Here is a 22,037-nt window from a genome sequence, read left to right as displayed (position 1 = left end):
GTATCGCGTAGCGATTCGATGAGGCGTGGCGGTCGGGCGACGAGTGGGCCGGCCATCGCGACCAGCAACACCAGCGGGCTGGCTCCGGCCGATCTGGTCACCGTGACCATCGACGACACCACCGTCAGCGTACCCGCGGGCACCCTGCTGATCCGGGCCGCCGAACTGATCGGCATCCAGATCCCCCGCTTCTGCGACCACCCGCTGCTCGACCCGGTAGGCGCCTGCCGCCAGTGCCTGGTGGACGTGGAGGGCCAGCGCAAGCCGGTCGCCTCCTGCACCATGGCTGTCGCCGACGGCATGGTGGTGCGTACCCAGCTCACCTCCCCCGTCGCCGACAAGGCGCAGGAGGGCGTGATGGAGCTGCTGCTGATCAATCACCCCCTCGACTGCCCGGTGTGCGACAAAGGCGGCGAATGCCCGCTGCAAAACCAGGCAATGTCCACCGGCCGTACCGAATCCCGGTTCGACGGCGAGAAACGCACCTACCCCAAGCCGATTCCGCTGTCCACGGCCGTACTGCTCGACCGGGAACGCTGTGTGCTCTGCGCCCGCTGCACCCGCTTCTCACAGCAGGTCGCGGGCGACCCGTTCATCGAATTGATGGATCGCGGCGCGCTGCAACAGGTCGGCACGGCGCAGGCCGAACCGCTGGATTCCTACTTCTCCGGCAACACCGTGCAGATCTGCCCGGTCGGCGCACTCACCGGCACCAGCTATCGGTTCCGTGCCCGCCCGTTCGATCTGGTGTCCAGCCCGAACGTGTGCGAGCACTGCGCCTCCGGCTGCGCACAGCGCACCGACCATCGGCGCGGCAAGGTGCTGCGCAGGCTTGCGGGCGACGACCCGCAGGTCAACGAGGAGTGGAACTGCGACAAGGGGCGCTGGGCCTTCGTCTACGCCACCGAACGCGACCGGCTCACTACGCCGCTGGTGCGCGGGTGGGACGGCAAGCTCGCGCCCGCTTCCTGGTCCGAAGCGCTGGCTGCCGCCGCGGAGGGACTCGCCGCCGCGTTCGGCAATGCCGGGGTGCTCGTCGGCGGCCGGGTCACCGAGGAGGACGCCTACGCGTATGCCAAGTTCGCGCGAATCGCCCTCGGCACCAACGACATCGACTTCCGCGCCCGCGTGCACTCGGTGGAGGAGGCCGATTTCCTCGCCGCCCACGTCGCGGGTCAGGGCACCACAGTGACCTACGACAGCCTCGAGGCCGCACCGGTCGTCCTGCTGGCCGGCTTCGAACCCGAGGAGGAGTCGCCCATCGTCTACCTGCGGCTGCGCAAGGCGGCTCGCAAGCATCGCCTGCCGGTCTACTCAGTGGCGCCGTACTCCTCGCGCGGGCTCGATCGCATGTCCGGCCGCCTCCTGCAGGCCGTGCCCGGTGCGGAACCGTACCTGCTGGACGCCATCCGTACCGGCGAAAAACCCACGCCCGCGACTAATTCCACCCAGCTGGCCGACCTGGCCGGCCTGCTGCGTGAACCCGGGGCCGTGATCATGGTCGGCGAACGGATGGCGGGCATCCCCGGTGCGCTGTCGGCGGCCGTCCGGCTCGCTGATGAGACCGGAGCCGCGCTCGCCTGGGTCCCGCGCCGAGCCGGAGAACGTGGGGCCGTCGAGGCGGGCGCACTCCCCGGCCTGCTGCCCGGCGGTCGCCCGGTCGTGGATTCCCGTGCTCGCCAACAAGTCCGGGCCGTATGGAACGTGCCCGAACTGCCAGGCACCGTCGGCCGCGACACCGCGGCCATCCTGGACGCCGCCGCCGGCCTCGGTGCATTGGTAATCGGCGGCGTCGACGTCGCCGATCTGCCCGACCCGGTCGCCGCGCTGGCCGCCGTCGACGCCGCGCGGTTCGTAGTCAGCCTGGAACTGCGGCACAGTCCCGTCACCGAACGCGCCGACGTGGTTTTTCCGGTGGCCTCGGCCATGGAGAAATCCGGCACGTTCCGCACCTGGGAGGGCAGGCCTCGACCGTTCGCCGCCACGCTCGGCGACGATATGGTGCGCCGCCAGTCCGCCCCGCTGTCGGATCAGCGGGTGCTGCACGCCATCGCGGACGAAATGAGGGTGCGCCTCGGCCTGCCCGACACCGAATCCGCCCGCGCCGAACTCACCGAGCTCGGCGCGTGGGACGGAGCGCCCGTCGCACCGCCCGCGAACCGGCCGCATCCGCTCCCCGAGCTCGGACCGGGCGCCGCGGTGCTTGCCAGCTGGCGGATGCTGCTCGACCAAGGCCGCATGCAGGACGGCGAACCGAATCTGGCGGGCATCGCCCGCCCACCCGTGGTGCGCCTGTCTGCCGCGACGGCCGCCGAAATCGGCGTGATCACCGACGATCCGGTTACGGTCGCCACCGACCGTGGTGCCGTCACACTGCCGCTGATGATCAGCGACCTGCCCGATCGTGTGGTCTGGCTGCCACAGCACTCGCCGGGCTGCTCCGTCGCCGAGCAACTCGCCGTCCAACCCGGTGGCATCGTGCACCTGCGACGCGCCGACGAGAGGATGAAGGAACACCGTCATGAGTGATCTGGCTGCGCTCTTCACGGCGTCCACGGGGCCCTCTGTGGTTACGCACGCTGCCTCCTACGGGCCCGACGCGACCGCCGGTTTCGGACACGACCCGCTGTGGCTCGTGATCGCGAAAGCTCTCGCCGTCTTCGTCTACCTGATGTTCATTCCGCTGATCGCCGTGCTGGCCGAACGAAAGATCGTGGCACGCATGCAGATGCGGATCGGTCCCAACCGGACCGGCCCGTTCGGCTCGCTGCAGAGCATCGCCGACGGCGTGAAGATGGCCCTCAAGGAGGACATCGTCCCGGCGATCGCGGACAAACCGATCTTCATTCTGGCGCCGATCATCTCGGTAGTGCCCGCGTTCATGGCGTTCGCGGTCATCCCATTGGGGCCCGAGGTGTCGATTTTCGGCAACCGAACGGCGCTCCAACTCACCGACCTGCCGGTGGCGGTGCTGTACATCCTGGCGATCACCTCGATCGGTGTGTATGGCATCGTGCTGGCCGGATGGTCGTCCGGCTCCACCTACCCGCTGCTCGGCGGCCTGCGCTCGACCGCACAGGTCATCTCCTACGAGATCGCGATGGCGTTGTGCTTCGCCACCGTGTTCCTGCTCGGCGGCACCATGGCCACCTCAGGCATCGTCTCCGCGCAAGAGGGCACCTGGTATGTCTTCCTGCTGCTTCCGTCGTTCTTGATCTACTGCGTAGCCATGGTCGGCGAGACCAACCGGGCGCCCTTCGACCTACCCGAGGCCGAGGGCGAGCTGGTCGGCGGCTTCCACACCGAATACTCCTCGCTCAAGTTCGCCATGTTCATGCTGGCCGAATACGTCAACATGGGAACGGTTTCCGCTCTGGCGACCACCCTGTTCCTCGGCGGCTGGCGTGCGCCGTGGCCACTGAGTATGTGGGATGGCGCGAACTCCGGCTGGTGGCCGGTGCTCTGGTTCACCGCCAAGGTGTGGACGTTCCTGTTCGTGTTCATCTGGCTGCGCGGCACGCTGCCGCGTCTGCGCTACGACCAATTCATGAACCTCGGCTGGAAACTGTTGATCCCGACCTCCCTGTTCTGGGTCATGGTGGTGGCCACCGCGCGGGTGCTGCAAGCCGAGGGCTATCACGTGCAGACGCCGATCCTGGTGATCGTCGGCCTCGTGATCACCGGGCTGATGGTTCTCCAGTTCCTGCGGGCGGGCCGGGCAAAGGGCGCGCCGCCACCGGTCGACGAGCCCGCGGCCGCAGGCCCGACGGTTTTCCTCGGCTTCCCGGTGCCACCGCTGCCCGCCGACGTCCGCTCCCGAGACGCCGCCGAAGCCGGACTTCTGGACCCGCTCGCCGGATTCATGGTCACCGCCGCCACCATGTTCAAGAAGCCCAACACCGAGTTCTATCCGGAACAGAAGGTGCCCACCGCGCCTCGCTACCACGGCAGGCACCAGCTCAACCGGCACCCGGACGGCCTGGAGAAGTGCATCGGCTGCGAACTGTGCGCATGGGCCTGCCCCGCCGATGCGATCTACGTGGAAGGCGCCGACAACACCGAGGCCGAACGCTATTCGCCGGGTGAACGTTACGGCCGGGTCTACCAGATCAACTACCTGCGCTGCATCGGCTGCGGGTTGTGCATCGAGGCGTGCCCCACCCGCGCACTCACCATGACCAACGACTACGAACTCACCGACGACAACCGGGCCGACCTGATCTACGAGAAGGACCAACTGCTGGCCCCGATGCAGCCCGGCATGACCGCGCCGCCGCACGCGATGTACCCCGGCGCCGACGAGGCCGACTACTACCTCGGCAACGTTCCCGACGGCCCGCCGGAAACCGCCGCCGACGGCGCAGGCGTTCCCGAGCAGTCCACCCCCGCGGCCGCGAAAGGAGCAGTGCGGTGACCGACCTGATCCTGGCCGCTGAGCCATTGACCCGCACCTCCACGGGGGAGGCCGTCCAATTCTGGATCCTCGCCCCGCTGGCGGTGATCGGCGCGCTCGGCACGGTGTTCGCGCCCAAGGCCGTGTACTCCGCAATGTGCCTGGCCGCGACGATGATCGCGCTGGCCGCGTTCTACATCGCCGAGGATGCGCTGTTCCTCGGCGTCGTGCAGATCGTGGTCTACACCGGCGCGGTGATGATGCTGTTCCTGTTCGTGCTGATGCTCGTCGGCGTCGACTCCGCCGAATCGCTGAAGGAAACTATCCGCGGCCAGCGCCTCGCCGCCGCCGCGGTAGGCCTCGGCTTCGGCCTGCTGCTGGTCGGCGGCATCGCCAACGGCGTGCGCGACGCCGGAATCTCCTTCCCCGCCAGCGGTTTCGCGGGACGCGACGTGATCGGCGAGCTGGCCGAGCTGATCTTCGTACGCTACGTGTGGGCCTTCGAGCTCACCGGCGCCTTGTTGATCACCGCAACCATCGGCGCGATGGTGCTCGCCCACCGCGAACTGTTCGGGCCGCGGATGAGCCAGCGCGAGGTGTCCCGCCGCCGTTTCCGCGAAGCGGGCCACCGCGCCACTCCGTTGCCCACCCCGGGCGTGTACGCCCGGCACAACGCGGTCGACATCCCGGCGCAACTGCCCGACGGCTCCTTCGAGGAACTCTCGGTCAGCACCATTTTGCGGCACCGTCGCACCAGGGCGCTCACTGAAGCGGCCGTCCTCTCGGTCGGCACCGCGAGCTCATCGAACGGGACCGAGACTCAGAGCGACGAGGAAGGCAATCGGTGAATCCAGAGAACTATCTGTTCCTGTCCGCCCTGCTGTTCACGATCGGCGCGGCCGGCGTACTGCTGCGGCGTAACGCCATCGTGGTGTTCATGTGCATCGAACTGATGCTCAACGCGGTGAACCTCGCGTTCGTCACCTTCGCCAGGTTGCATGCCAATCTGGACGGACAAGTGTTCGCGTTCTTCACCATGGTGGTCGCCGCGGCAGAGGTCGTCGTCGGTCTTGCCATCATCATGACCATCTTCCGCGCCCGCCGCTCGACCTCGGTCGATGACGCCAACCTGTTGAAGTTCTGAGATGGACACGGCAACGCTCTGGCTGCTGCCCGCCCTCCCTCTGGCGGGTGCGATCGTCCTGCTGCTCATCGGACGCTACTGCGACGTATGGGGTCACCTGCTCGGCACCACGATGGCGCTGGCCTCCTTCGTGGTCGCCGGGATCGCGTTCTTCGCCATGCTCGGGCGCGATTCCGCCGAACGTGCGGTGCACTCGGATCTGTTCAGCTGGGTTCCGGTGGCGGGCCTCCAGGTCGACGTCGGACTCCAATTAGATCAGCTCTCAGTGTGTTTCGCACTGCTGATCACCGGCGTCGGCTCGCTGATCCACGTGTACTCGATCGGCTACATGAGCCACGACCCGGCACGGCGGCGGTTCTTCGCCTACCTCAACCTGTTCCTCGCAGCTATGTTGCTGCTGGTGCTCGCGAACAACTACCTCGTGCTCTACCTCGGCTGGGAGGGCGTCGGCCTGGCGTCCTACCTGCTGATCGGGTTCTGGCACGAAAAGCCTTCGGCCGCAACGGCGGCCAAGAAGGCGTTCGTGGTCAACCGGGTCGGCGACATGGGTCTGGCGATCGCCATGATGATCATGTTCGCGACGTTCGGATCGATCGGCTTCCGCGACGTGTTCGGTGCCGCGCCCGCCGCCAGCGAGGGCACACTCACCGCGATCGGCCTGTTGCTGCTGCTGGCCGCGTGCGGAAAGTCCGCGCAGGTGCCGCTGCAGTCCTGGCTCGGCGACGCGATGGAGGGCCCCACCCCGGTGTCGGCACTCATCCACGCGGCCACCATGGTGACCGCGGGCGTCTACCTGATCGCACGGTCCAACCCGATCTTCGACCTCGCGCCGAACGCGCGGCTCGGGGTCGTGCTGGTCGGCGCGGTCACGCTGCTGTTCGGCGCGATCGTCGGCTGCGCCAAGGACGACATCAAGAAGGCTCTGGCCGCCTCCACAATGAGTCAGATCGGATATATGGTACTCGCCGCGGGCCTCGGACCCGCCGGATACGCCGTCGCCATCATGCACCTGCTCACCCATGGCTTCTTCAAAGCCGGATTGTTCCTCGGCGCCGGTTCGGTGATGCACGCGATGGACGACGAGACCGACATGCGCCGCTACGGCGGCCTGCGCACGCTGCTGCCGATCACGTATGTCACCTTCGGCCTGGGCTACCTCGCCATCATCGGGGTCCCGCCGTTCGCCGGGTTCTTCTCGAAAGACCGGATCATCGAGGCGGCGTTCAACCAGGGCGGCATAAGTGGCTTCGCGCTAGGCACGGTGACTCTGCTCGGTGCGGGACTGACCGCGTTCTACATGACGCGCGTCATGCTGATGACCTTCTTCGGTGAGCGCCGCTGGAAACCGGACACCCATCCACACGAAGCGCCCGCGGTGATGACCGGACCGATGATCCTGCTCGCGATGGGCTCGGTCGGGGCAGGTGCCCTGTTCGTCCTCGGCTCCTCACTGCAGAACTGGCTCGAACCGGTGGTCGGCGCCCACCATGGCGAGGAAGTCGTCCCCGCGGCCATAGTCACAACGCTCGCGCTACTGGTGGTTGCCGTCGGCGTCGCGGGTGCCTACTACCGGTACGCGCAGCGTGCGGTTCCGCAAACCGCACCGGAAACCGTGTCGGCGCTGACTGTCGCGGCACGCAGGGACCTCTACGGTGACGCGTTCAACGAGGCGACGTTCATGCGTCCCGGACGGCATCTCACCCGGGCACTGGTCTTCCTCGACAATCGCGGCATCGACGGGATCGTCAACGGGACCGCTGCGATGATCGGTGGGCTGTCGGCACGGATCCGGCGGGTGCAGTCCGGGTTCGTGCGCTCGTATGCCCTGTCCATGTTCACCGGCGCGGCCCTGGTGGCCGCCGCCCTGCTGGCGGTGAGGTTGTGGTGAGCGATTTTCCCTGGTTGACGACGCTGTGGTTGGCGCCGATCGTCGGAGCGGCGATCGTACTCGTGCTGCCCGCCGCGCAACGCACCCTCGCCCGCTGTGTGGCGCTGGGCTGCTCGCTGGTGGCCTTGATCCTCGGTATCGGGCTCGCGGTGGAATTCGATCCCGGCGGCGCACAGTACCAGTTCGTTGAATCCCACCAATGGATTCCGGCGTTCGGCGCCGGTTACACGCTAGGGCTGGACGGGATCGCCCTGGTGCTGGTCTTGCTGACCGCTGCGCTTGTTCCGCTGCTGATCCTGGCGGGCTGGCATGACGAACGCGAGGTGGGCAGCGGCAAACGGGTCGCGCACACCTACGTTGCGCTCATCCTGCTCGTCGAGGCGATGGTGCTGATTTCCTTCGTCTCGCTGGACATCCTGCTGTTCTACGTGTTCTTCGAGGCGATGCTGATCCCGATGTACTTCCTCATCGGCGGCTTCGGGCCACGCACCGGGGACGTGCAACTGCGTCAGCATCGTTCGCGGGCGGCGGTGAAGTTCCTGCTGTACAACCTGTTCGGCGGGTTGATCATGCTGGCCGCGGTGATCGGCTTGTACGTGCTCACCGCCCGCGAAGGGCTGGGCGAGGGATCGTCGGGGACGTTCGACCTCCGCGCCGTGGTCGCGGCCGCCAACGCGGGACAGCTCGGCGCGGGGCCCGCGGTGCTCAATGCCCTGTTCCTCGGGTTCATGTTCGCCTTCGCGGTAAAAGCACCGCTGTGGCCACTGCACACCTGGCTGCCGGACGCCGCCGTCGCGGCGACACCGTCAAGCGCGGTGCTGATGATGGCAGTGGTCGACAAGGTCGGCACGTTCGGCATGCTGCGCTACTGCCTGCCCCTGTTCCCCGACGCGTCGGGAACCTATGCACCGCTGGTGATCACGCTCGCTGTGATCGGTATCGTCTACGGCGCGCTGCTGGCGATCGGGCAGACCGACGTGATGCGCCTGATCGCCTACACCTCGATCTCTCACTTCGGCTTCATCATCCTCGGCATCTTCGCCATGACCAGCCAGGCCCAAACCGGCGCGACGCTGTACATGGTCAACCACGGCATCTCCACCGCCGCACTGTTCCTGGTGGCCGGATTCCTGGTATCGCGCCGCGGCACCCGGCTGATCGCCGAGTTCGGCGGCGTACAGAAGGTGGCCCCGGTGCTGGCCGGGACATTCTTCATCGCCGGTCTCGCGACCCTGTCACTGCCTGGGCTCGCCCCGTTCGTCAGCGAATTCCTCGTGCTGGTCGGCACATTCACCCGCTACCAGTTCGCCGCGGTAGTTGCCACCGGCGCACTTGTGCTCGCCGCGCTGTATGTGCTGTGGCTCTACCAGCGGATGATGACCGGACCGGTGAAGGACGGCAACGAGCGGATCTACGACCTGGTGCCCCGGGAACTCGCCGTGGTGGCCCCGCTGATCGCCGCGCTGCTGTTCCTCGGCGTCTACCCGAAGGTCCTGACGGACTTCATCAATCCCGCGGTGAGCCAGACGCTCACCACCATCGGCCGGACAGATCCCGCGCCGCCGACACCCACGCTGCCCGAGGCAGGTTCAGCCGAACACCCCGGAGGTGCCCACAAATGAGCCGACTGATTGCGCGCCTTGACGTCACCGTCGCGGGAATGTTCGCCGCGATGACCGCCTTCTCGAGGACGGCCTGAAGTGAGCGACTTCGACTACGCGACAACGCTCGCCGCGCGTGTGCCCGCGCCGAGCATCGAATACGGCTACCTGTCCCCCATGCTGATCGTGTTCGGCGCCGCCGTGCTCGGTGTGCTCGTCGAGGCGTTCCTCGGGCGCCGCTACCGCTACGGCACGCACCTGGCGTTGAGCCTGGTCGGGCTGGTGGCGGCGCTGGTGGCCGTGGTGGCGCTGGCGGGCACCGAGTCCACCGCGATCGCGGGCGCCGTGGCGATCGACGGCTTCAGCCTGTTTCTGCAGGGCACCATCCTGGTGGTATCGATCCTCGGCGTCCTGTTCATCGCCGAGCGCGGCGCCGAACCCCATGTCGAAGCCCGTTCCGGCCCGGGAACTTGGAGTCTGGCCGCCGCCACCCTCGGACGCGGCGTGGATGCCTTCACGCCGCAGGCTTCCGCGGTACCCGGCAGCGCCACCGAAGCGGCGGCGGTGCGCGCGGGTGTCGCGACCACCGAGGTGTTCCCGCTGACGCTGCTCGCGGTCGGTGGCCTGATGCTGTTCCCGGCCTCCAACGACCTGCTCACCATGTTCGTCGCGCTCGAGGTGCTGTCGCTGCCGCTGTATCTGCTGTGTGGGTTGGCGCGGCGCAATCGGTTGCTCTCGCAGGAGGCGGCGCTGAAATATTTCCTGCTGGGCGCCTTCTCCTCGGCGTTCTTCCTCTACGGTGTCGCGCTGCTCTATGGGCAGGCAGGCACGGTGCGGCTCGGTGGAATCGCGGACGCCATCGCTCAGCACCCGGACAACGCGATGCTGGCACTGCTCGGGGTCGCGATGCTCGCGGTCGGCCTGCTGTTCAAGATCGGTGCGGTGCCGTTCCAGTCGTGGGTGCCGGACGTGTACCAGGGCGCGCCCACCCCGATCACGGGCTTCATGGCCGCGGCAACCAAGATCGCGGCAGTCGGCGCGTTGCTGCGGGTCCTGCAGATCGGGGTGCCGGGTCTGCGCGATGACTGGCGCCCGATCCTGGCGGCCGTCGCGATCGCCACTATGGCGGTCGGCGCGGTCATGGCAATCACGCAGACCGATGTCAAGCGCATGCTCGCGTATTCCTCGGTGGCCCATGCCGGTTTCATCCTCATCGGTCTGGCGGCGGCGAACGGTCGCGGTGTCGCGGCGGTGCTGTTCTACCTGCTGGCCTACGGCCTCGGTACACTCGGTGCATTCGCGGTCGTCAGCCTGGTCCGCGAATCCTCCGGTGCCGAGGCCTCCAGCCTGCCTCAGTGGGCGGGGCTCGGCCGCCGCTCCCCTTGGCTGGCCACGGTTTTCGCACTGTTGCTGCTTTCTTTTGCGGGTCTGCCGCTCACCAGTGGCTTCGTCAGCAAGTTCGCCGTCTTCGAAGCGGCCGCCATGGGCGGCGCGACGCCGCTGGTGATCGTCGGCGTGATCTGTAGTGCCATCGCGGCATTCTTCTACATTCGGGTAATCGTGCTGATGTTCTTCACAGACCCGCCCGCCGACGCTCCGCTGATCACCACCCCTGCGCTCACCACGACGATCGTGGCCGTCGCCGCGGCGGCTACCCTCGTGCTCGGCGTGTTCCCGCAGCCGCTGCTCGATGTGGCTGAGCGGGCGGCGACGTTCGTCCGCTGATCTCGTGGGCGCGGCCCGGCTGGTGCTGCCGCTGTCAACAGTGGAGGCGCCGTCACGTTCCGAGCCGATCAGCTTCGACGGTAGGAGGCCCGCTCGCGAGCGTGGTAGGCCTGTCGGGCCTGATCGACTTTGTCCAGGTTGACCGACCATTCGGCGAGTGTTGCGGCCAGTGGTGCGAGGCTGCGTCCCAGTGCGATGATCTCCAACTCCACCCGGGGTGGGGCCTCGGGGTGATAGGTGCGCACGACAAGCCCGTCGCGTTCTAGTTGCCGGAGCCGCTGTGTCAGGACCTTGGGCGTGATCGTTGTGATGCGGCGTTCCAGTTCACTGAATCGTTGCCGACCGAACTCGTTGAGTGTCCACAGGATCGGCGTGGTCCAGCGGCTCGAGACACGATTGACCACTGGTGCGATTGGTAGGCCAGTTCCGGAGGGAGCTGCGATGCGGTCTCGGTCACCCCGGACTACGTCGCCACGCCGGGACCCGCAGGTAGGTTGCGGCTCGCAGCAGCCACTCCACCGGCCCATACCGGAACCGACCCAACCAGCAGGCGCTGAGCGCGAGCTGGACGGCGTAGGTTAGTAGCGCGATGCCCAGCACACCGGCGGGCGGGACCGCGTCTACCAGGGCGAACCCATACCCGGTGTAGACAACCATCAGGACGATCGACTGCCCGATGTAGTTGGAGGCCGTCATCCGTCCTGCCGGTGCGAGCCCGCCGATCGCCCGCGCCGTGCGCGCCGACCGGGTCAGGCAGAGGATGCCCGCGATGTAGGCGAAAGTCATGAGCGGATTGACCAACTCCTGCACTCCGACCCAGAGTGTAGGCGGCTGAATCCAATTCATCGCGTCGGCGAAAGTCACCGCCGACACCGGAAGCCCGATCGCCATACCGCCCGCGAACGCTCGCGGCGCCCAACGGGCCACCGTCTTCTGGTCGGTGAACAGCCTCCGCTTACCCGCGGCCATACCAATCAGAAACATGCCGAGGCTGGTCACCCCCTGGGTGAGCCAGATGAGGGCGATGAACGCGGGCGCCAGCCACATCTGGTTGGCGAAAACGTCCCCGGCGTTGCCCGCATATCCGTCGTGTATCCGGTTGATGCCGAAAAAGGTCGCAAGCCCGGAGATCGCGCCGCCACCACCCGGTAGGAACGCCCACGCGCACCAGCCCGCGTACAGCACCGCCCCGGCGATGACCGCGGTGCGCGGCTTAAGGTCCTTCAGGATGATCAGAGTCAGGCACAGGTATGCGTACAGGGTGAGAATGTCGCCGATCCACAGGAGGAATACATGTGCGAGCCCGACGACCAATAACGCTGCGCAGCGCCGCAACAGGCGTGCGTTCGCCGAGACCCCTGCTCGCTGCGCCGCCGCGATCTGCAGCGTGAACGAGTAGCCGAACAGGAAGGCGAAAAGCAGGTAGAACCTACCCGCGAACAGCGCGTCCACCAGCCCGCGCACCGCCTCGTCGACCGGCCCCTGGAATCGCGGCCGCGGATCGTCGTCGGTGCCGGTGTACGACCACAGCGTGGTCGCGACCGTGACGTTGGTGATGAGGATGCCGAACAGTCCGAACCCACGCAGGATGTCGACCTCCGCGATCCTCCGCGCCATCGTGGTCGCGGGAAGCACGGATTCCATCGGCCCGGTCATAGTCCGAAACTAGGCGAACGCACTGGAATGACGCGACCGTCGTCGGACCGGTTCCCGCGCCGATTATAGCTCACTGACCGCGACCTGCGGCGTAATGACAATGGCCGCCACTGCGCGACCTCGAGATAGATCTGCCCCTCGACGGTGAGGAAGCCCGACTGCCCGTCAGCGGAGTCGGAAAACGCGGCGACGGCCGACTCCCCAGTGCCCGAGGACAACTCGGCGCACCCGCGCTCCCCACGGATGATCGGCTGCACGATCTCCTCGTCCAACCGCACCGCCTCGACAGGTATCGGCCTACCGAACAGATCGGTCATGCTCCGACTCAGCCGGGTCGCGACGATCTGGTCGAAGCTCGGACTGCGGCACGATCATCGACTTCAGGTCCGGTAGGCTGCCGATCCGCTGGGTCGCGGGCCGTCCCGGCGCGTCGGTCTGGGGTGAGCCGGTCTCACGCAGTCGGGCTCGCACCTCCGCAGGCGTCTTGCGTCCGGCCGCGGCCCCCGTCATGCCCTGGTAGCTCGCGACGGCGCCGACTACGATCGGCGACGCACTCGAGGTGCCGCTGAACACGTCGGTGTACCACAGGTCCTCGTCGGAACCGCCTTGTAGATCCCCATACCCGGTGGTGGTGACCTCCAGCCCCCAGCCCTGCACGTCGACACGCTGTCCGTAATTGGAGAACGCCAGCCGCGATCGCGCGGGGCCGTGATCGTTCCCGTGGAACCCGGGCGGTGGCGCGCCCGCGCCGACGATGATCGCCCCGGAATCGGCCGCGCCGCCCCGGAACGGGTTGCGCCATGTGGTCGGGAACTCCGCGGGCCGCGTGTCATATAGCGCGGCGTCGAAGTCTTCGCCGCCGTTGCCACCGGCCTCCACCACAATGACACCCTTACCGATCGCATAGCGGATAGCCGCCCAGTCGTCGGGCCACCATTCGATCGCGATGTAGCCGCGCTGGTCCGGCCTGCCCGCGTAGTCGAATCGCGGTCCGGGACGGTGCAATTCGAGCAGAATCACATCGCCAGCGCCCAACGCGTCCGCCGCTGAACGGATCGCCGCCGCCGACCCCGACCCGAAGACCGACACCGCACGGATATGCGCCTCGGGCACGATGCCGGTGATGCCGTAGGGGTTCACGTCACCACTGATCTCGCCTGCGACAGCGGTGCCGTGGTCACGCCAGCCCTGATCCGGTGACGGGTTGCCGCCGATCACCCCGCCCTGGTTGTTGTGCAGATCTTCGTGGGTGAACCGCCACGCGCCCTCGACATCCACCACGCGCACGCCTTCGCCGCGCCCACCAGGCACCCCCCAGGCCCATCGTGCGTCGATCCCCTGCGGGGCGGAGTCCAGATATCCTTGGCGTTCTTCGAGATTCGGAGTCGCAGGCGGTGCGTCGGCGACTGGCTTCGCGAAGCGCACGACACCTTCCGGCGCGATCGGCGGTTCAGCGGGCGGCTTCACATAGGCCGCCTCGACGGCGTCGTCCGCACGCAATCGCTCGGCGACGCCGTCGAGATCATCGGTGACGCCGCGGACGAAGAAGTAGTTCAGGTACTCGGCGCCTGTTCCCGCATGCGGGGTGCCGGTCAGCCTGCTCTGCAATCGGTTGGCCGGTCCGAAGATTCGGCCCAATTGGGCGCCCGCCGGAAGCAAGTCGTTCACTCGCGACTGTCCGTCGCGGTTTTCGCTGAGGGCGATAGGTGTGATCTCGGAATCGGTGCCGCGGGTGACCACGATCAGCTCGGCGGGCGATCGGAGCTCACGGTGCTGGGATGCCATGGTGCATAGTCAACCTTGTGCGCGGGCTGGCCGCCACCGCAATCGTTGGCGCGGTTACCGTGACCGGCACCGACACCTTGTTGGCGGATCCAGAGAGAGTTCGGCGCATTGCTGCTGATGTAGGCAAGTTGGGCGAGCTTTGTTCCGAGCGGTCGGTGATTCATAGTCGTATCCCTTGTACGGCAAGGACAGTGAGGTGAACTGCATTGAATTACCTTGTACTCCAATAGCTTTCGGATCTTCGAGTGGCCCTCGATCACCGTATTCGAATCCGCTTCGGATCAGGAGCGGGACCGCCCCGGAATTCGCTCGTATCTGGCATGGAGCACCGGGCCGCACACCTGCCCCGCCAAGTCAGTTGCATACCTGGTCGTGCAGGACGCTATCGATCAACTCCTCGACGCCCTCCCCGAGATGCAACTGGCCGTACCTGCAGACAAGCTGGTCTGGTGGCCTGACCCGTTCCACCGGGCTATGGCCGCATCGCTGGTCGTCTTATCCCAGTCCCCTCCGCTGACGCTGGCGTAAGAAGCGTCAGATGGAGCTCCCGATGCATAACCATTTCGCGCACAACCGATTACGTGCATCAGAATGAACCCGGAAACGGTTGAAGCGGCCCAATCTGCGCTTCCACGTCAGCAGCGTCGCCACCCTGACAGCGAAACCCGCCAGCTTCCCACGGCATACGAGAGATCAGCGATCATCGCCTCCCTACGGACCACCACCGTTGTCGGGGTAGCGGAAGTCCATTGCTGAACTCCCGCTACCCGACCAGTTACGGATTCAGCCGCGGGTTCGGGGCGAGCGAGGGCAACTCGACCGCGCCGCGGCGGACGACTGCGACGCCGAGCACCTCCGTCGACCCGATCACGATCAAGCACAGCCCGATCGCCCAGCCGAGCGCGTTCAGCGAGTCGGACGGCAGGACACCGACGATCACGCCCAGCATCATCGTGGCGAGGCCGAATACCTCCTGCCGTCCCTTGCCACGCAGGTCGTCGACCCACACCGCCACAGTCGCATGGCAGATGCCACGAATCGCCCACGCCGAACCGATCCACAACGACAATAGCTGCGCCGAGTTACCCCCCGCGAAGCACAGCGCGGCCAGCAAGGCCGACAGCACGCCGCTGACGAACACCAGTACGCGAAGCGCCGTGGCGAAGCGAGCGCCGAACGCCACGATCATTTGAAGCACTCCATGGAACAGCAGATAAGCGCCGCACAGCATTTCCGCCGTCGGCAGCGACTTGTGTGGCCACACCGCCAAGGCCACACCCATGATCATCGAACAGGCACCGGCCACCAGTACCGTCTGCCGGGCGCCGCCGGCCAGTGGTTCCGTACGCCCTTCGACCTCGGTTTCGGGCATAGCAACATGATATGACGACTTCTGTTCGCGGGGTGTTTGCCTTCGCTACGCAACGCCGAAGCGAATTCTCGAAATTCCAGTCCCCCAGGCCGCGGGCGTTCAACGTTCCCTTGGTCTCTCGGCGAATGACAAGAACACACTGCGGGCGGCCGCTCCCTCGGCAGTCCGCCACGGGGCAATAACATAGCCCGAACCACATGCCTCGGCGGGTGCGCCGGTAGCATCCAGCAGACGATGGAGGCGCACGGCTCGCTGTCCGACCGGAATGTCGGTGTAGGACAAGCTCTCCTGCGCTGGGCCGAATTCGTTTGTCGGGATGATCGTCTCGGCAGCATGTATCGCGACGGAGGGGTCCGAGGTGCCGCTTTCGCTCTGCGCCTGCGGCTTCGCCCGCCCGGCGAGCAATGCGACGATCTCAGCCACCGCGACCGGATCGCGCGCAGCGTCGTAAATCCATCGCTTGCCGAGGACACCATGCAGCGCGGTCCCCACAAGCCCCTCGTCGGCACCCGCCAGCGGCGATGCGCGATAGGTCAGCGGTACATGGTAAGCCCACGCCAGCTCGGCCGCATGGTCGGTGATCGCCATGAACTCGATCCCGACCTCACCACCGGGATCGTCCAGGCGGAACCCGCCGGCTATCCGTAAGTCGGGCTCACCGTCGCCGCGATACCACGTGCGAGTCGGCAACCAGGAACTCAGCAGCACCAACTTGGTTGGAACCATCGCGGTTCGGTAGATGACAGACATACGGAGCCTCCTGCACGCCGACGCTGTATCGGAGTGTAGCCAGGGTTCCGACCAGCCCATCCTTCACGCATCCGCCCTGGTTCAGCCGACTGAGGGTCGGACCACGATCCTGGTCGTTCAGGCCAGCCCACGCTCTCGGGGACGGCCTTCTCAGCCCATCACGCCTCGACGCGGGCACCGAGATCGGTGCCAGGCGGTTTGCGGCGCGCTTCTGCCAGGAGTTCGTCGAGTTGCGCTTCCGCGCGTTCGGCGCGAGCCAGGGTTTGGGCGCGGGCTTCGTCGAGCGCCTCGATACGGTGGGTCGCCTCCGCGCGAACCTTCTCGACGGCCGCCGCGGCATCGGAACGGACAATCGCGAGATCGGCGGCGGCGGCGCGGCGGGCTTCGGCGAGCTCGGCACGGGTGGCGTCGAGTTCAGCACGGACCCTGCGCCATTCGTCGCGTGCCTCGTTGGCGGCTTCGACTCGTTCAGCGGCGGCATGCTCGGCGCGTTCGGTCGCGCGTTCTGCCTCGGCGGCACGCTGGACCGCGAGGTCACGTTCGGACCTGGCGGCCGAAACCTGTGCGGCCGCTTCACGCCGCGCCTGCGCGATTTCCGTTTCGGTGCGCCGCTCCGCGCGCTGGACCTGTTCGGCGGCGTCCTGCTTGATGCGTTCGATCTCTTCGGTGCACTCGCGACGCACGGTACGGATCTCAGCATCGGCGTCGCTGCGCGCAGCGAACACATCGTCGGCCGCCTGTTTGGTGACACGTTCGACCTCATGTAGCGCGTCCTCGCGGGCCGAATTCGCCTCGGCGACCTGCTCTTCCGCCTGTTCGGCGGCGTTGGCCGCGTCGTCGGCCGCGGACTCGGCGAGGGTCCTGGCTTCGTCCGCCTGCCTGCGCGCTTGCTCGGCCGCGACGGAGCCGACCTCTGCCTCCGCGATACGCCGCGCCGCGTCCGCCTGCACCGCCTGCACTTGGGCCTCGACGACGGATGGGTCGGCCAGCGTAGACAATTCGGCGACCGCGGCGTTCAACGTGCTCGTCAGCTGATCGGCGAGTCCGCGAAACTGGGTGAGCAACTCATCCGCCCGCAATCGCGCAGCTGTCACCGGCCCTTGCTGCGTCACAGTGACGGAACCGGCGGGTACCTCCGACTCCTGTTGTTGCCGTTGACGTTCCCGCCAAGCGCGCCATCGCGTGTGATCCGGATGGTCGCAGTACTCCGACGGCCGACCAGGCCCGCCGCCGCGCGTGATGGGACGGACACAGCCCGGATAGTTACATACGGTGGACACCAATGAATCGTAGGTTGATTTCATCAGATATGAAGAATTGGCACCAACGAAACGTCCGGTGCCACGCCACCCAAACTCGATTCGTCAGATCCACTGAGTCGCGGAAATTCTATTTACACCACCAGGCTGTCGGCCCTGCCGCAGCCTCTCCTCACAGCGCAGATACTCGCCAACCGATCGCGGCAAGACCATCACAACAACTCCCTTACCGAATGGTGAACGAGCCGATACCGCAACCACAGTCGCATAATCTGTCAAAACGGGATGCCACCACCAAAGCTGGTCGGCCATGATTGGCGGCGCGCTCACATCGAGCTCACCGGCTGCGCCAGCAATCAGCGCCTCTGACCGCAGCGTGCCGGCTTACAGGCTCCCGAGTTTCCGCAGCGTATGCGCAGATTTCGAGCCCGGCTCGGCGGCGAACAGATCCAGTCCGCAGCACGACGGCTGGTCGGGCAGCGCGATGAGCTCGCCGTGGAGGGTCAGTTCACCCACGACCGGGTGGTGTAGCACGTACGCCCGGTACCGGACCTGCGCGACCGGGTGCTCTGCCCACGTCCGCGCGAATTCTGCGCTCAGATCCTGCATGGGTCGATATGCGCCGTGAGTCCGGAGTCGCCTCGATGCGGCCCGAGCAGAACGCGCAGATGCGCCACATGCTCGCGTGCCGCCCGCGCCCAACCGGTGCGGTGCAGCTCGCGGAGGTAGGGCTCGGTGAACAGCAGATGTGCGAGCGTGCGACGGTTCTGGCGACAGCGCTGAAAAGTCGCCGAACACCGTCACGGCGAGCTGGTTCCAGCCGACGATCTGGGTGTGCCGACCGACCAGCAGAGCTGGCGTCATCACGAACGATTGCAGCAGGTAGCGCAAGCTCAGAGGCGCTTCCGACTGGTTTGTGGTGCGATCTCGAACGTTGATGGCCTAATCAGCCCGCCACCCGCGCCACACCTCGTCCTGACGATCAGCGGGAATCGCGTAACCCCGCACCCAAACCTCCACACCGACATGATCTTCCACGCGGTGATGCAATGATCGTCGAGCCCGAGAGCGGTTTCCGAACACCGCTCAGGTCAACAACCGGTAAGGAAAGTGGTGAACTCTCACTGACGACGGTAAGGAACCTTCCCTCCGACGATGTGGTGGGTGTCGAATGAGGTTCTGACCGAACTGTTCTTGAACGAGAGACTCGGATATTGCGTTACACCACGCCCGCACCGCCAGTAGATATCACTGCGGAGGTGCCGGGAATCGCCGACTACGCCCGCACCACCATCCGCCTACACCCCCGGCAGGGGCAGCCCGGCGTCTCGGACAGTCATATCGGCGGCCCTCTGTGGTGGCCGGCCGACGAGCCGTGGCCCACCTGCACCGAGCCGTACCTGGTGTGGGTGCCGTTCACGAGACCTGACGGGGTCCGTGGGAAAAGAATGGTGCCGGCCGAAGTCGATGTACCGAACTACCTGGTACCCATCGCGCAGTTGTGGCGGCACGACTTCCCCGAGATCGACTACCCCGACGACACCGATGTGCTGCAGGTGCTGTGGTGCCCCAACGAGCACGAGCAGCTCGACAGGTGGGGCCCCACGGTCCAGCTCGTGTGGCGGCATACCGAGGGCGGTACCGCGCTGCTGGATTCGGCTCCTGCTCCTCACCAGGTCTCCTACGACTTCTACCTGCCACAAGCGTGTTCGCTGAACCCCGAACGGGTCGATGAGTACCCGGATCGTGAGGTGTATCCGCCGGAGCTGAGAGAGCGACTGCGGCAGTGGGAGATCGCCCATTACCCCACTGCTTCCCATGACGCGGTGTACGACGAGGAGCAGGTCGAGAAGTATGGGTGTACCTGTTATCAGTATCTGCTGTCGGTGGCTCCGGGCTGCAAAGTCGGTGGATGGACCTCGTGGCACTCGACCGACATGTATGCCGTGCCCTGCTTCGACTGTGGGGGCGAGACACGGCAACTGCTGCAACTGGACAGCTCGGAGTGGGATGGCGGTTCAGGGCCGCGCTGGAAGCCGGTCGTGGACGCGGGCACGGAGTTGCCGTCGGACGCAGAGCCGGAGAGTGAGCCGACAGGGCTGAGTCACGGTCGCTACGGAGCCATGACGATCTTCACATGTCGGACCGATACCCGGCACGCGCCGCGATTCACCATCCAATGAAGTGGGCCGCCGAGCGTGCCGCCCGGCGGTGTATATGCACTTTGCGGTCGTGACTGTTCGCGCTGTCCGGAAAATCTTTGTCCTGTCCCATTGAAATTGAGGCACGTTCGGTCTGCCGAGTGGCAGTTATTCGTGAGATAGACCTCGAGCCGAGTGTCTAACGGATCATGAGGCAGATTGTCGAGTTGCCGTCTCGATGGAAGTCGGCCATTGGTCGATGGAGGCTGGTCCCGACTTCGGCGAGGTAGGCCAGGCGAGTGCCGAAGTTCGCGCGGTGGATCGGTGATGGTGTTGCTGAGCGCGGAGAATGTCGGGCAGGGCAGCGACGTCGTATTGGGATGCCCAGCAGCTCATACCGCGATTGCTCGCAAATTTCTTTCACAATTCGGCGGTCAGGAGTCGGCTCGACCCTTCTGCCTGGGTGGCTGGTGTCCTGTCACCGCGACGAGCACGATGAAAACCAGTTCGGCTTCCGCAGTTCCGCCGAGCTCGATCGGCCCGAGGGCTGGGCGGCATGGGAAATGACCAGGGCGGAGTTCGAGCGAGCCTGGCCCGCAGCCGCGTAGGGCCGGGCGCGGCGGAAGCGGATGAGTGGCAGGCTTCAGATCAATCGAAGACGTGCCAGCAGATGGCGCTCCGGCGTTGTTGATCGTCGAGAACGAGTTCACGGATTGCGGTAGGGAGGTGCGCCCGCTGCCACTCCCGTTCCTCGGCCCGAGCTCGAGCGGCGTCGTGGGCTGGGACACGTGCGCTGGCCGCCCTGATGGCGTACGCCGCAGCGCCCAGGTCATGGGCGGCGACGTGAGCCACCGCAACCGCCTGACCCGCCGACAGTGCGGCGAACTTCGCTGGATTCGGCATCCCGCGCGCCGCGGCATTCGCCTGGAACGCCGCTCGGTGTGCGTCACTCATACGCACCTCACCGCGGATCCAGGCTCGACCGGTATCTATAGCGTCGCGGGGCCGGCTGTCACCTGATTGATGATCCTCGAACAGATTCAGCACGTGCTCGGCGCACAAGAGGGCCCAGTCAGCCAACAGTCGGTGGTGTTCGTCCGTCAGGGTGCCCCCACGTCGGACGGTGATCAGCCGAGGATCACGCTCTTTCGGGAGAATCGGCACACGCTCATTCCTACCATTCACGAAGTTCGCCTGTTCGGTGACCGCTGCGGTCGCTTCTGGGGCTGAAGTGCGCGGCACAAGGTGGAGTGGACGACACCATGGTGGGCGGCGATGGAGGTGACGGACTCCCCCGCCGGCGTGGCGGCCGCGGGCGATGTCGAGCTGGTCGTCGGTGATCGCCGTGGGTCGGCCGCCGCGACGCCCGGCGGCGGCACGTAGCCCGTCAAGGGTGCGTTCGCCCATGAGGTCGCGATCCATCTCGGCGCGGGGCGGCCACGGCGAACAGCAGCCGGTCGGCGAGTGCACGACCGGCTCAGCGGGAGTTGCTAGGCGGCTGAATCAGGTCCGTGGTTGACGAGACCGTGGTGTAGTCACTCGGCCTTTGTCCGGGTCGGGGCCGGTCGGTAGTCGAGGTAGGCGTCCAGTGCGGCGGCGCCGGTGAGCATGGCGCGGCTGCGCGCTGAGAGGCGGGCATGCCAGTCGCGCAGTGTCGACTCGAGGGGTGCGACTCCTCCGGCGGAGCGGATTCGGGCAATCAGCGGGGCGATCTGCGCCAGCAGGTAGCCGCCCCGTCTGAGCTGGTGGACGAGGAGGGCGTCGCGCACGTCGGCCGCGCTGTAGACGCGGTAGCCCGTCTGCGGGTCGCGGCGTGGTCGTACCAGGCCTGCTCGTTCCCATTTTCGCAGGGTGGCTGGGCGGATGCCGAGTCTTCTGGCCAGGGGGCCGACGAATGTGTCGCCGCGTTCTTGCGGTACCGGATCGAGGTCGCGCAGCGCGGCTTCGACGGCCTGGAGAGTGTGGCGGTCATCGAGAAGCTGGGCGTGACTTTCGTCGATGAGCCGAAGCGCGGCCTCGGTGTCGTCGCGATGGATCGCCTGCATGATCGACGCGGCCGTGTGGTGGCCGTGCCCGGGCAGGAGAGCGAGGAACGCGCGCAGCGCTTGTGCGTGCCATGGCGTGTAGGTGCGGTACCCATGCGGAGTGCGTTCGGCGCCCGGAAGGATGCCGTCCGCCTCGTAGTTCCTGACCGCCTGCGCGGACAGCCCGTGCTCGCGCGCAAGGTCAACGGGCCTGAGTCGGCCACTGTTTTGAAGGTTTCGCACCACTTACCTACCAATACCGCTAGAAAGTTTCAACAGCTGGTTCAACGATAGCGTTA

The 22,037-nt window shown here is 66.6% G+C and carries 18 protein-coding genes and 2 pseudogenes; 9 read left to right on the top strand and 11 right to left on the bottom strand.

Going from position 1 to position 22,037, the window contains the following annotated elements; genetic code table 11:
- Positions 1-18 precede the first annotated feature (18 nt).
- From OH799_RS04285 to nuoN, 7 genes are all read left to right on the top strand, one after another.
- Positions 19-2,529, top strand: a complete 2,511-nt coding sequence (locus OH799_RS04285; protein WP_406281792.1) for an NADH-quinone oxidoreductase subunit G — start codon at positions 19-21, stop codon at positions 2,527-2,529.
- Entirely contained in the window at positions 2,522-4,414 is a 1,893-nt protein-coding gene (gene nuoH / locus OH799_RS04280) for an NADH-quinone oxidoreductase subunit NuoH (RefSeq protein WP_406275995.1), read from the top strand. Before OH799_RS04285 ends, nuoH begins: the two co-directional genes overlap by 8 nt.
- Positions 4,411-5,241, top strand: a complete 831-nt coding sequence (locus OH799_RS04275) for an NADH-quinone oxidoreductase subunit J (protein WP_406275992.1) — start codon at positions 4,411-4,413, stop codon at positions 5,239-5,241. Before nuoH ends, OH799_RS04275 begins: the two co-directional genes overlap by 4 nt.
- On the top strand, positions 5,238-5,537 hold the full coding sequence (gene nuoK, locus OH799_RS04270; protein WP_029892786.1) for an NADH-quinone oxidoreductase subunit NuoK: 300 nt from the start codon (positions 5,238-5,240) through the stop codon (positions 5,535-5,537). The genes OH799_RS04275 and nuoK overlap by 4 nt, the downstream gene beginning before the upstream one ends.
- A gap of 1 nt (position 5,538) precedes the next feature.
- Positions 5,539-7,425, top strand: coding sequence for an NADH-quinone oxidoreductase subunit L (gene nuoL, locus OH799_RS04265; protein ID WP_406275988.1), 1,887 nt, complete (start codon positions 5,539-5,541; stop codon positions 7,423-7,425).
- Positions 7,422-9,047 (top strand): NADH-quinone oxidoreductase subunit M, encoded by a 1,626-nt coding sequence (locus OH799_RS04260; RefSeq protein WP_406275985.1) that lies wholly within the window; start codon positions 7,422-7,424, stop codon positions 9,045-9,047. The genes nuoL and OH799_RS04260 overlap by 4 nt, the downstream gene beginning before the upstream one ends.
- A 156-nt stretch (positions 9,048-9,203) precedes the next feature.
- Positions 9,204-10,751 carry an NADH-quinone oxidoreductase subunit NuoN gene (gene nuoN, locus OH799_RS04255; RefSeq protein WP_406281789.1) on the top strand — a complete coding sequence of 516 codons (1,548 nt, stop codon included), beginning with the start codon at positions 9,204-9,206 and terminating at the stop codon, positions 10,749-10,751.
- 68 nt (positions 10,752-10,819) lie between these two features.
- Here the strand turns inward: nuoN and OH799_RS04250 are convergent, their stop codons facing one another.
- The 4 genes from OH799_RS04250 to OH799_RS04235 are packed head-to-tail and all read right to left on the bottom strand — an operon-like array spanning position 10,820 to position 14,192.
- Positions 10,820-11,155, bottom strand: coding sequence for a winged helix-turn-helix transcriptional regulator (locus OH799_RS04250; RefSeq protein WP_406275982.1), 336 nt, complete (start codon positions 11,153-11,155; stop codon positions 10,820-10,822).
- Between the two features lie 49 nt (positions 11,156-11,204).
- Positions 11,205-12,407 carry a DUF418 domain-containing protein gene (locus OH799_RS04245; RefSeq protein ID WP_406275979.1) on the bottom strand — a complete coding sequence of 401 codons (1,203 nt, stop codon included), beginning with the start codon at positions 12,405-12,407 and terminating at the stop codon, positions 11,205-11,207.
- Positions 12,404-12,724, bottom strand: coding sequence for a hypothetical protein (locus OH799_RS04240; RefSeq protein ID WP_406275976.1), 321 nt, complete (start codon positions 12,722-12,724; stop codon positions 12,404-12,406). The genes OH799_RS04245 and OH799_RS04240 overlap by 4 nt, the downstream gene beginning before the upstream one ends.
- Positions 12,705-14,192 carry a S8 family serine peptidase gene (locus tag OH799_RS04235; RefSeq protein WP_406275973.1) on the bottom strand — a complete coding sequence of 496 codons (1,488 nt, stop codon included), beginning with the start codon at positions 14,190-14,192 and terminating at the stop codon, positions 12,705-12,707. Before OH799_RS04235 ends, OH799_RS04240 begins: the two co-directional genes overlap by 20 nt.
- Positions 14,193-14,492: 300 nt before the next feature.
- On the opposite strand from OH799_RS04235, the pseudogene OH799_RS04230 reads away from it, so the two are divergent.
- Positions 14,493-14,720 (top strand): annotated as a pseudogene (locus OH799_RS04230) (cytochrome P450); the annotation flags it as partial.
- Between the two features lie 247 nt (positions 14,721-14,967).
- Here the strand turns inward: OH799_RS04230 and OH799_RS04225 are convergent.
- The 5 genes and pseudogenes from OH799_RS04225 to OH799_RS04205 form a co-directional block, all read right to left on the bottom strand.
- A complete protein-coding gene (locus tag OH799_RS04225) occupies positions 14,968-15,564 on the bottom strand; it encodes an HdeD family acid-resistance protein (protein WP_406275970.1) in 597 nt (198 codons plus the stop codon).
- A 99-nt stretch (positions 15,565-15,663) separates the two neighbouring features.
- The gene (locus tag OH799_RS04220; protein ID WP_406275967.1) at positions 15,664-16,290 is read right to left on the bottom strand and encodes a maltokinase N-terminal cap-like domain-containing protein; all 627 of its coding nucleotides are present in this window, start codon (positions 16,288-16,290) and stop codon (positions 15,664-15,666) included.
- Between the two features lie 182 nt (positions 16,291-16,472).
- Positions 16,473-17,408 (bottom strand): hypothetical protein, encoded by a 936-nt coding sequence (locus OH799_RS04215; RefSeq protein ID WP_406275964.1) that lies wholly within the window; start codon positions 17,406-17,408, stop codon positions 16,473-16,475.
- Positions 17,409-17,957: 549 nt separating this feature from the next.
- Positions 17,958-18,182, bottom strand: a complete 225-nt coding sequence (locus OH799_RS04210) for a hypothetical protein (RefSeq protein ID WP_406275961.1) — start codon at positions 18,180-18,182, stop codon at positions 17,958-17,960.
- A pseudogene (locus tag OH799_RS04205) lies at positions 18,170-18,349 on the bottom strand (hypothetical protein); the annotation flags it as partial. The pseudogene OH799_RS04205 and the gene OH799_RS04210, both read right to left, overlap by 13 nt.
- Positions 18,350-18,787: 438 nt before the next feature.
- On the opposite strand from OH799_RS04205, the gene OH799_RS04200 reads away from it, so the two are divergent.
- Complete coding sequence (locus OH799_RS04200) at positions 18,788-19,756, top strand: hypothetical protein (RefSeq protein ID WP_406275958.1); 969 nt, start codon at positions 18,788-18,790, stop codon at positions 19,754-19,756.
- A 606-nt stretch (positions 19,757-20,362) separates the two neighbouring features.
- Here OH799_RS04200 and OH799_RS04195 read toward each other — a convergent pair.
- Entirely contained in the window at positions 20,363-20,878 is a 516-nt protein-coding gene (locus tag OH799_RS04195; RefSeq protein WP_357264970.1) for a putative immunity protein, read from the bottom strand.
- 371 nt (positions 20,879-21,249) lie between these two features.
- On the bottom strand, positions 21,250-21,981 hold the full coding sequence (locus OH799_RS04190) for a TioE family transcriptional regulator (RefSeq protein WP_406275954.1): 732 nt from the start codon (positions 21,979-21,981) through the stop codon (positions 21,250-21,252).
- Positions 21,982-22,037 lie beyond the last annotated feature (56 nt).

The sequence above is a fragment of the Nocardia sp. NBC_00881 genome (genome assembly GCF_045207455.1).
Classification (GTDB): Bacteria; Actinomycetota; Actinomycetes; order Mycobacteriales; family Mycobacteriaceae; genus Nocardia.
Note: the sequence above shows the minus strand (reverse complement) of the source record. Positions and strands in the feature narration are given on the sequence as shown.

Bases quoted from the DNA above. Each gene is read 5' to 3' on its own strand.
- OH799_RS04245 (WP_406275979.1), bottom strand. From the start codon at position 12,407: ATGACCGGGCCGATGGAATCCGTGCTTCCCGCGACCACGATGGCGCGG.
- OH799_RS04240 (WP_406275976.1), bottom strand. From the start codon at position 12,724: ATGACCGATCTGTTCGGTAGGCCGATACCTGTCGAGGCGGTGCGGTTG.
- nuoH (WP_406275995.1), top strand. From the start codon at position 2,522: ATGAGTGATCTGGCTGCGCTCTTCACGGCGTCCACGGGGCCCTCTGTG.
- nuoN (WP_406281789.1), top strand. From the start codon at position 9,204: ATGCTGATCGTGTTCGGCGCCGCCGTGCTCGGTGTGCTCGTCGAGGCG.
- OH799_RS04220 (WP_406275967.1), bottom strand. From the start codon at position 16,290: ATGGTTCCAACCAAGTTGGTGCTGCTGAGTTCCTGGTTGCCGACTCGC.
- OH799_RS04285 (WP_406281792.1), top strand. From the start codon at position 19: ATGAGGCGTGGCGGTCGGGCGACGAGTGGGCCGGCCATCGCGACCAGC.
- OH799_RS04235 (WP_406275973.1), bottom strand. From the start codon at position 14,192: ATGGCATCCCAGCACCGTGAGCTCCGATCGCCCGCCGAGCTGATCGTG.
- OH799_RS04225 (WP_406275970.1), bottom strand. From the start codon at position 15,564: ATGCCCGAAACCGAGGTCGAAGGGCGTACGGAACCACTGGCCGGCGGC.
- OH799_RS04210 (WP_406275961.1), bottom strand. From the start codon at position 18,182: ATGCAGGATCTGAGCGCAGAATTCGCGCGGACGTGGGCAGAGCACCCG.
- nuoL (WP_406275988.1), top strand. From the start codon at position 5,539: ATGGACACGGCAACGCTCTGGCTGCTGCCCGCCCTCCCTCTGGCGGGT.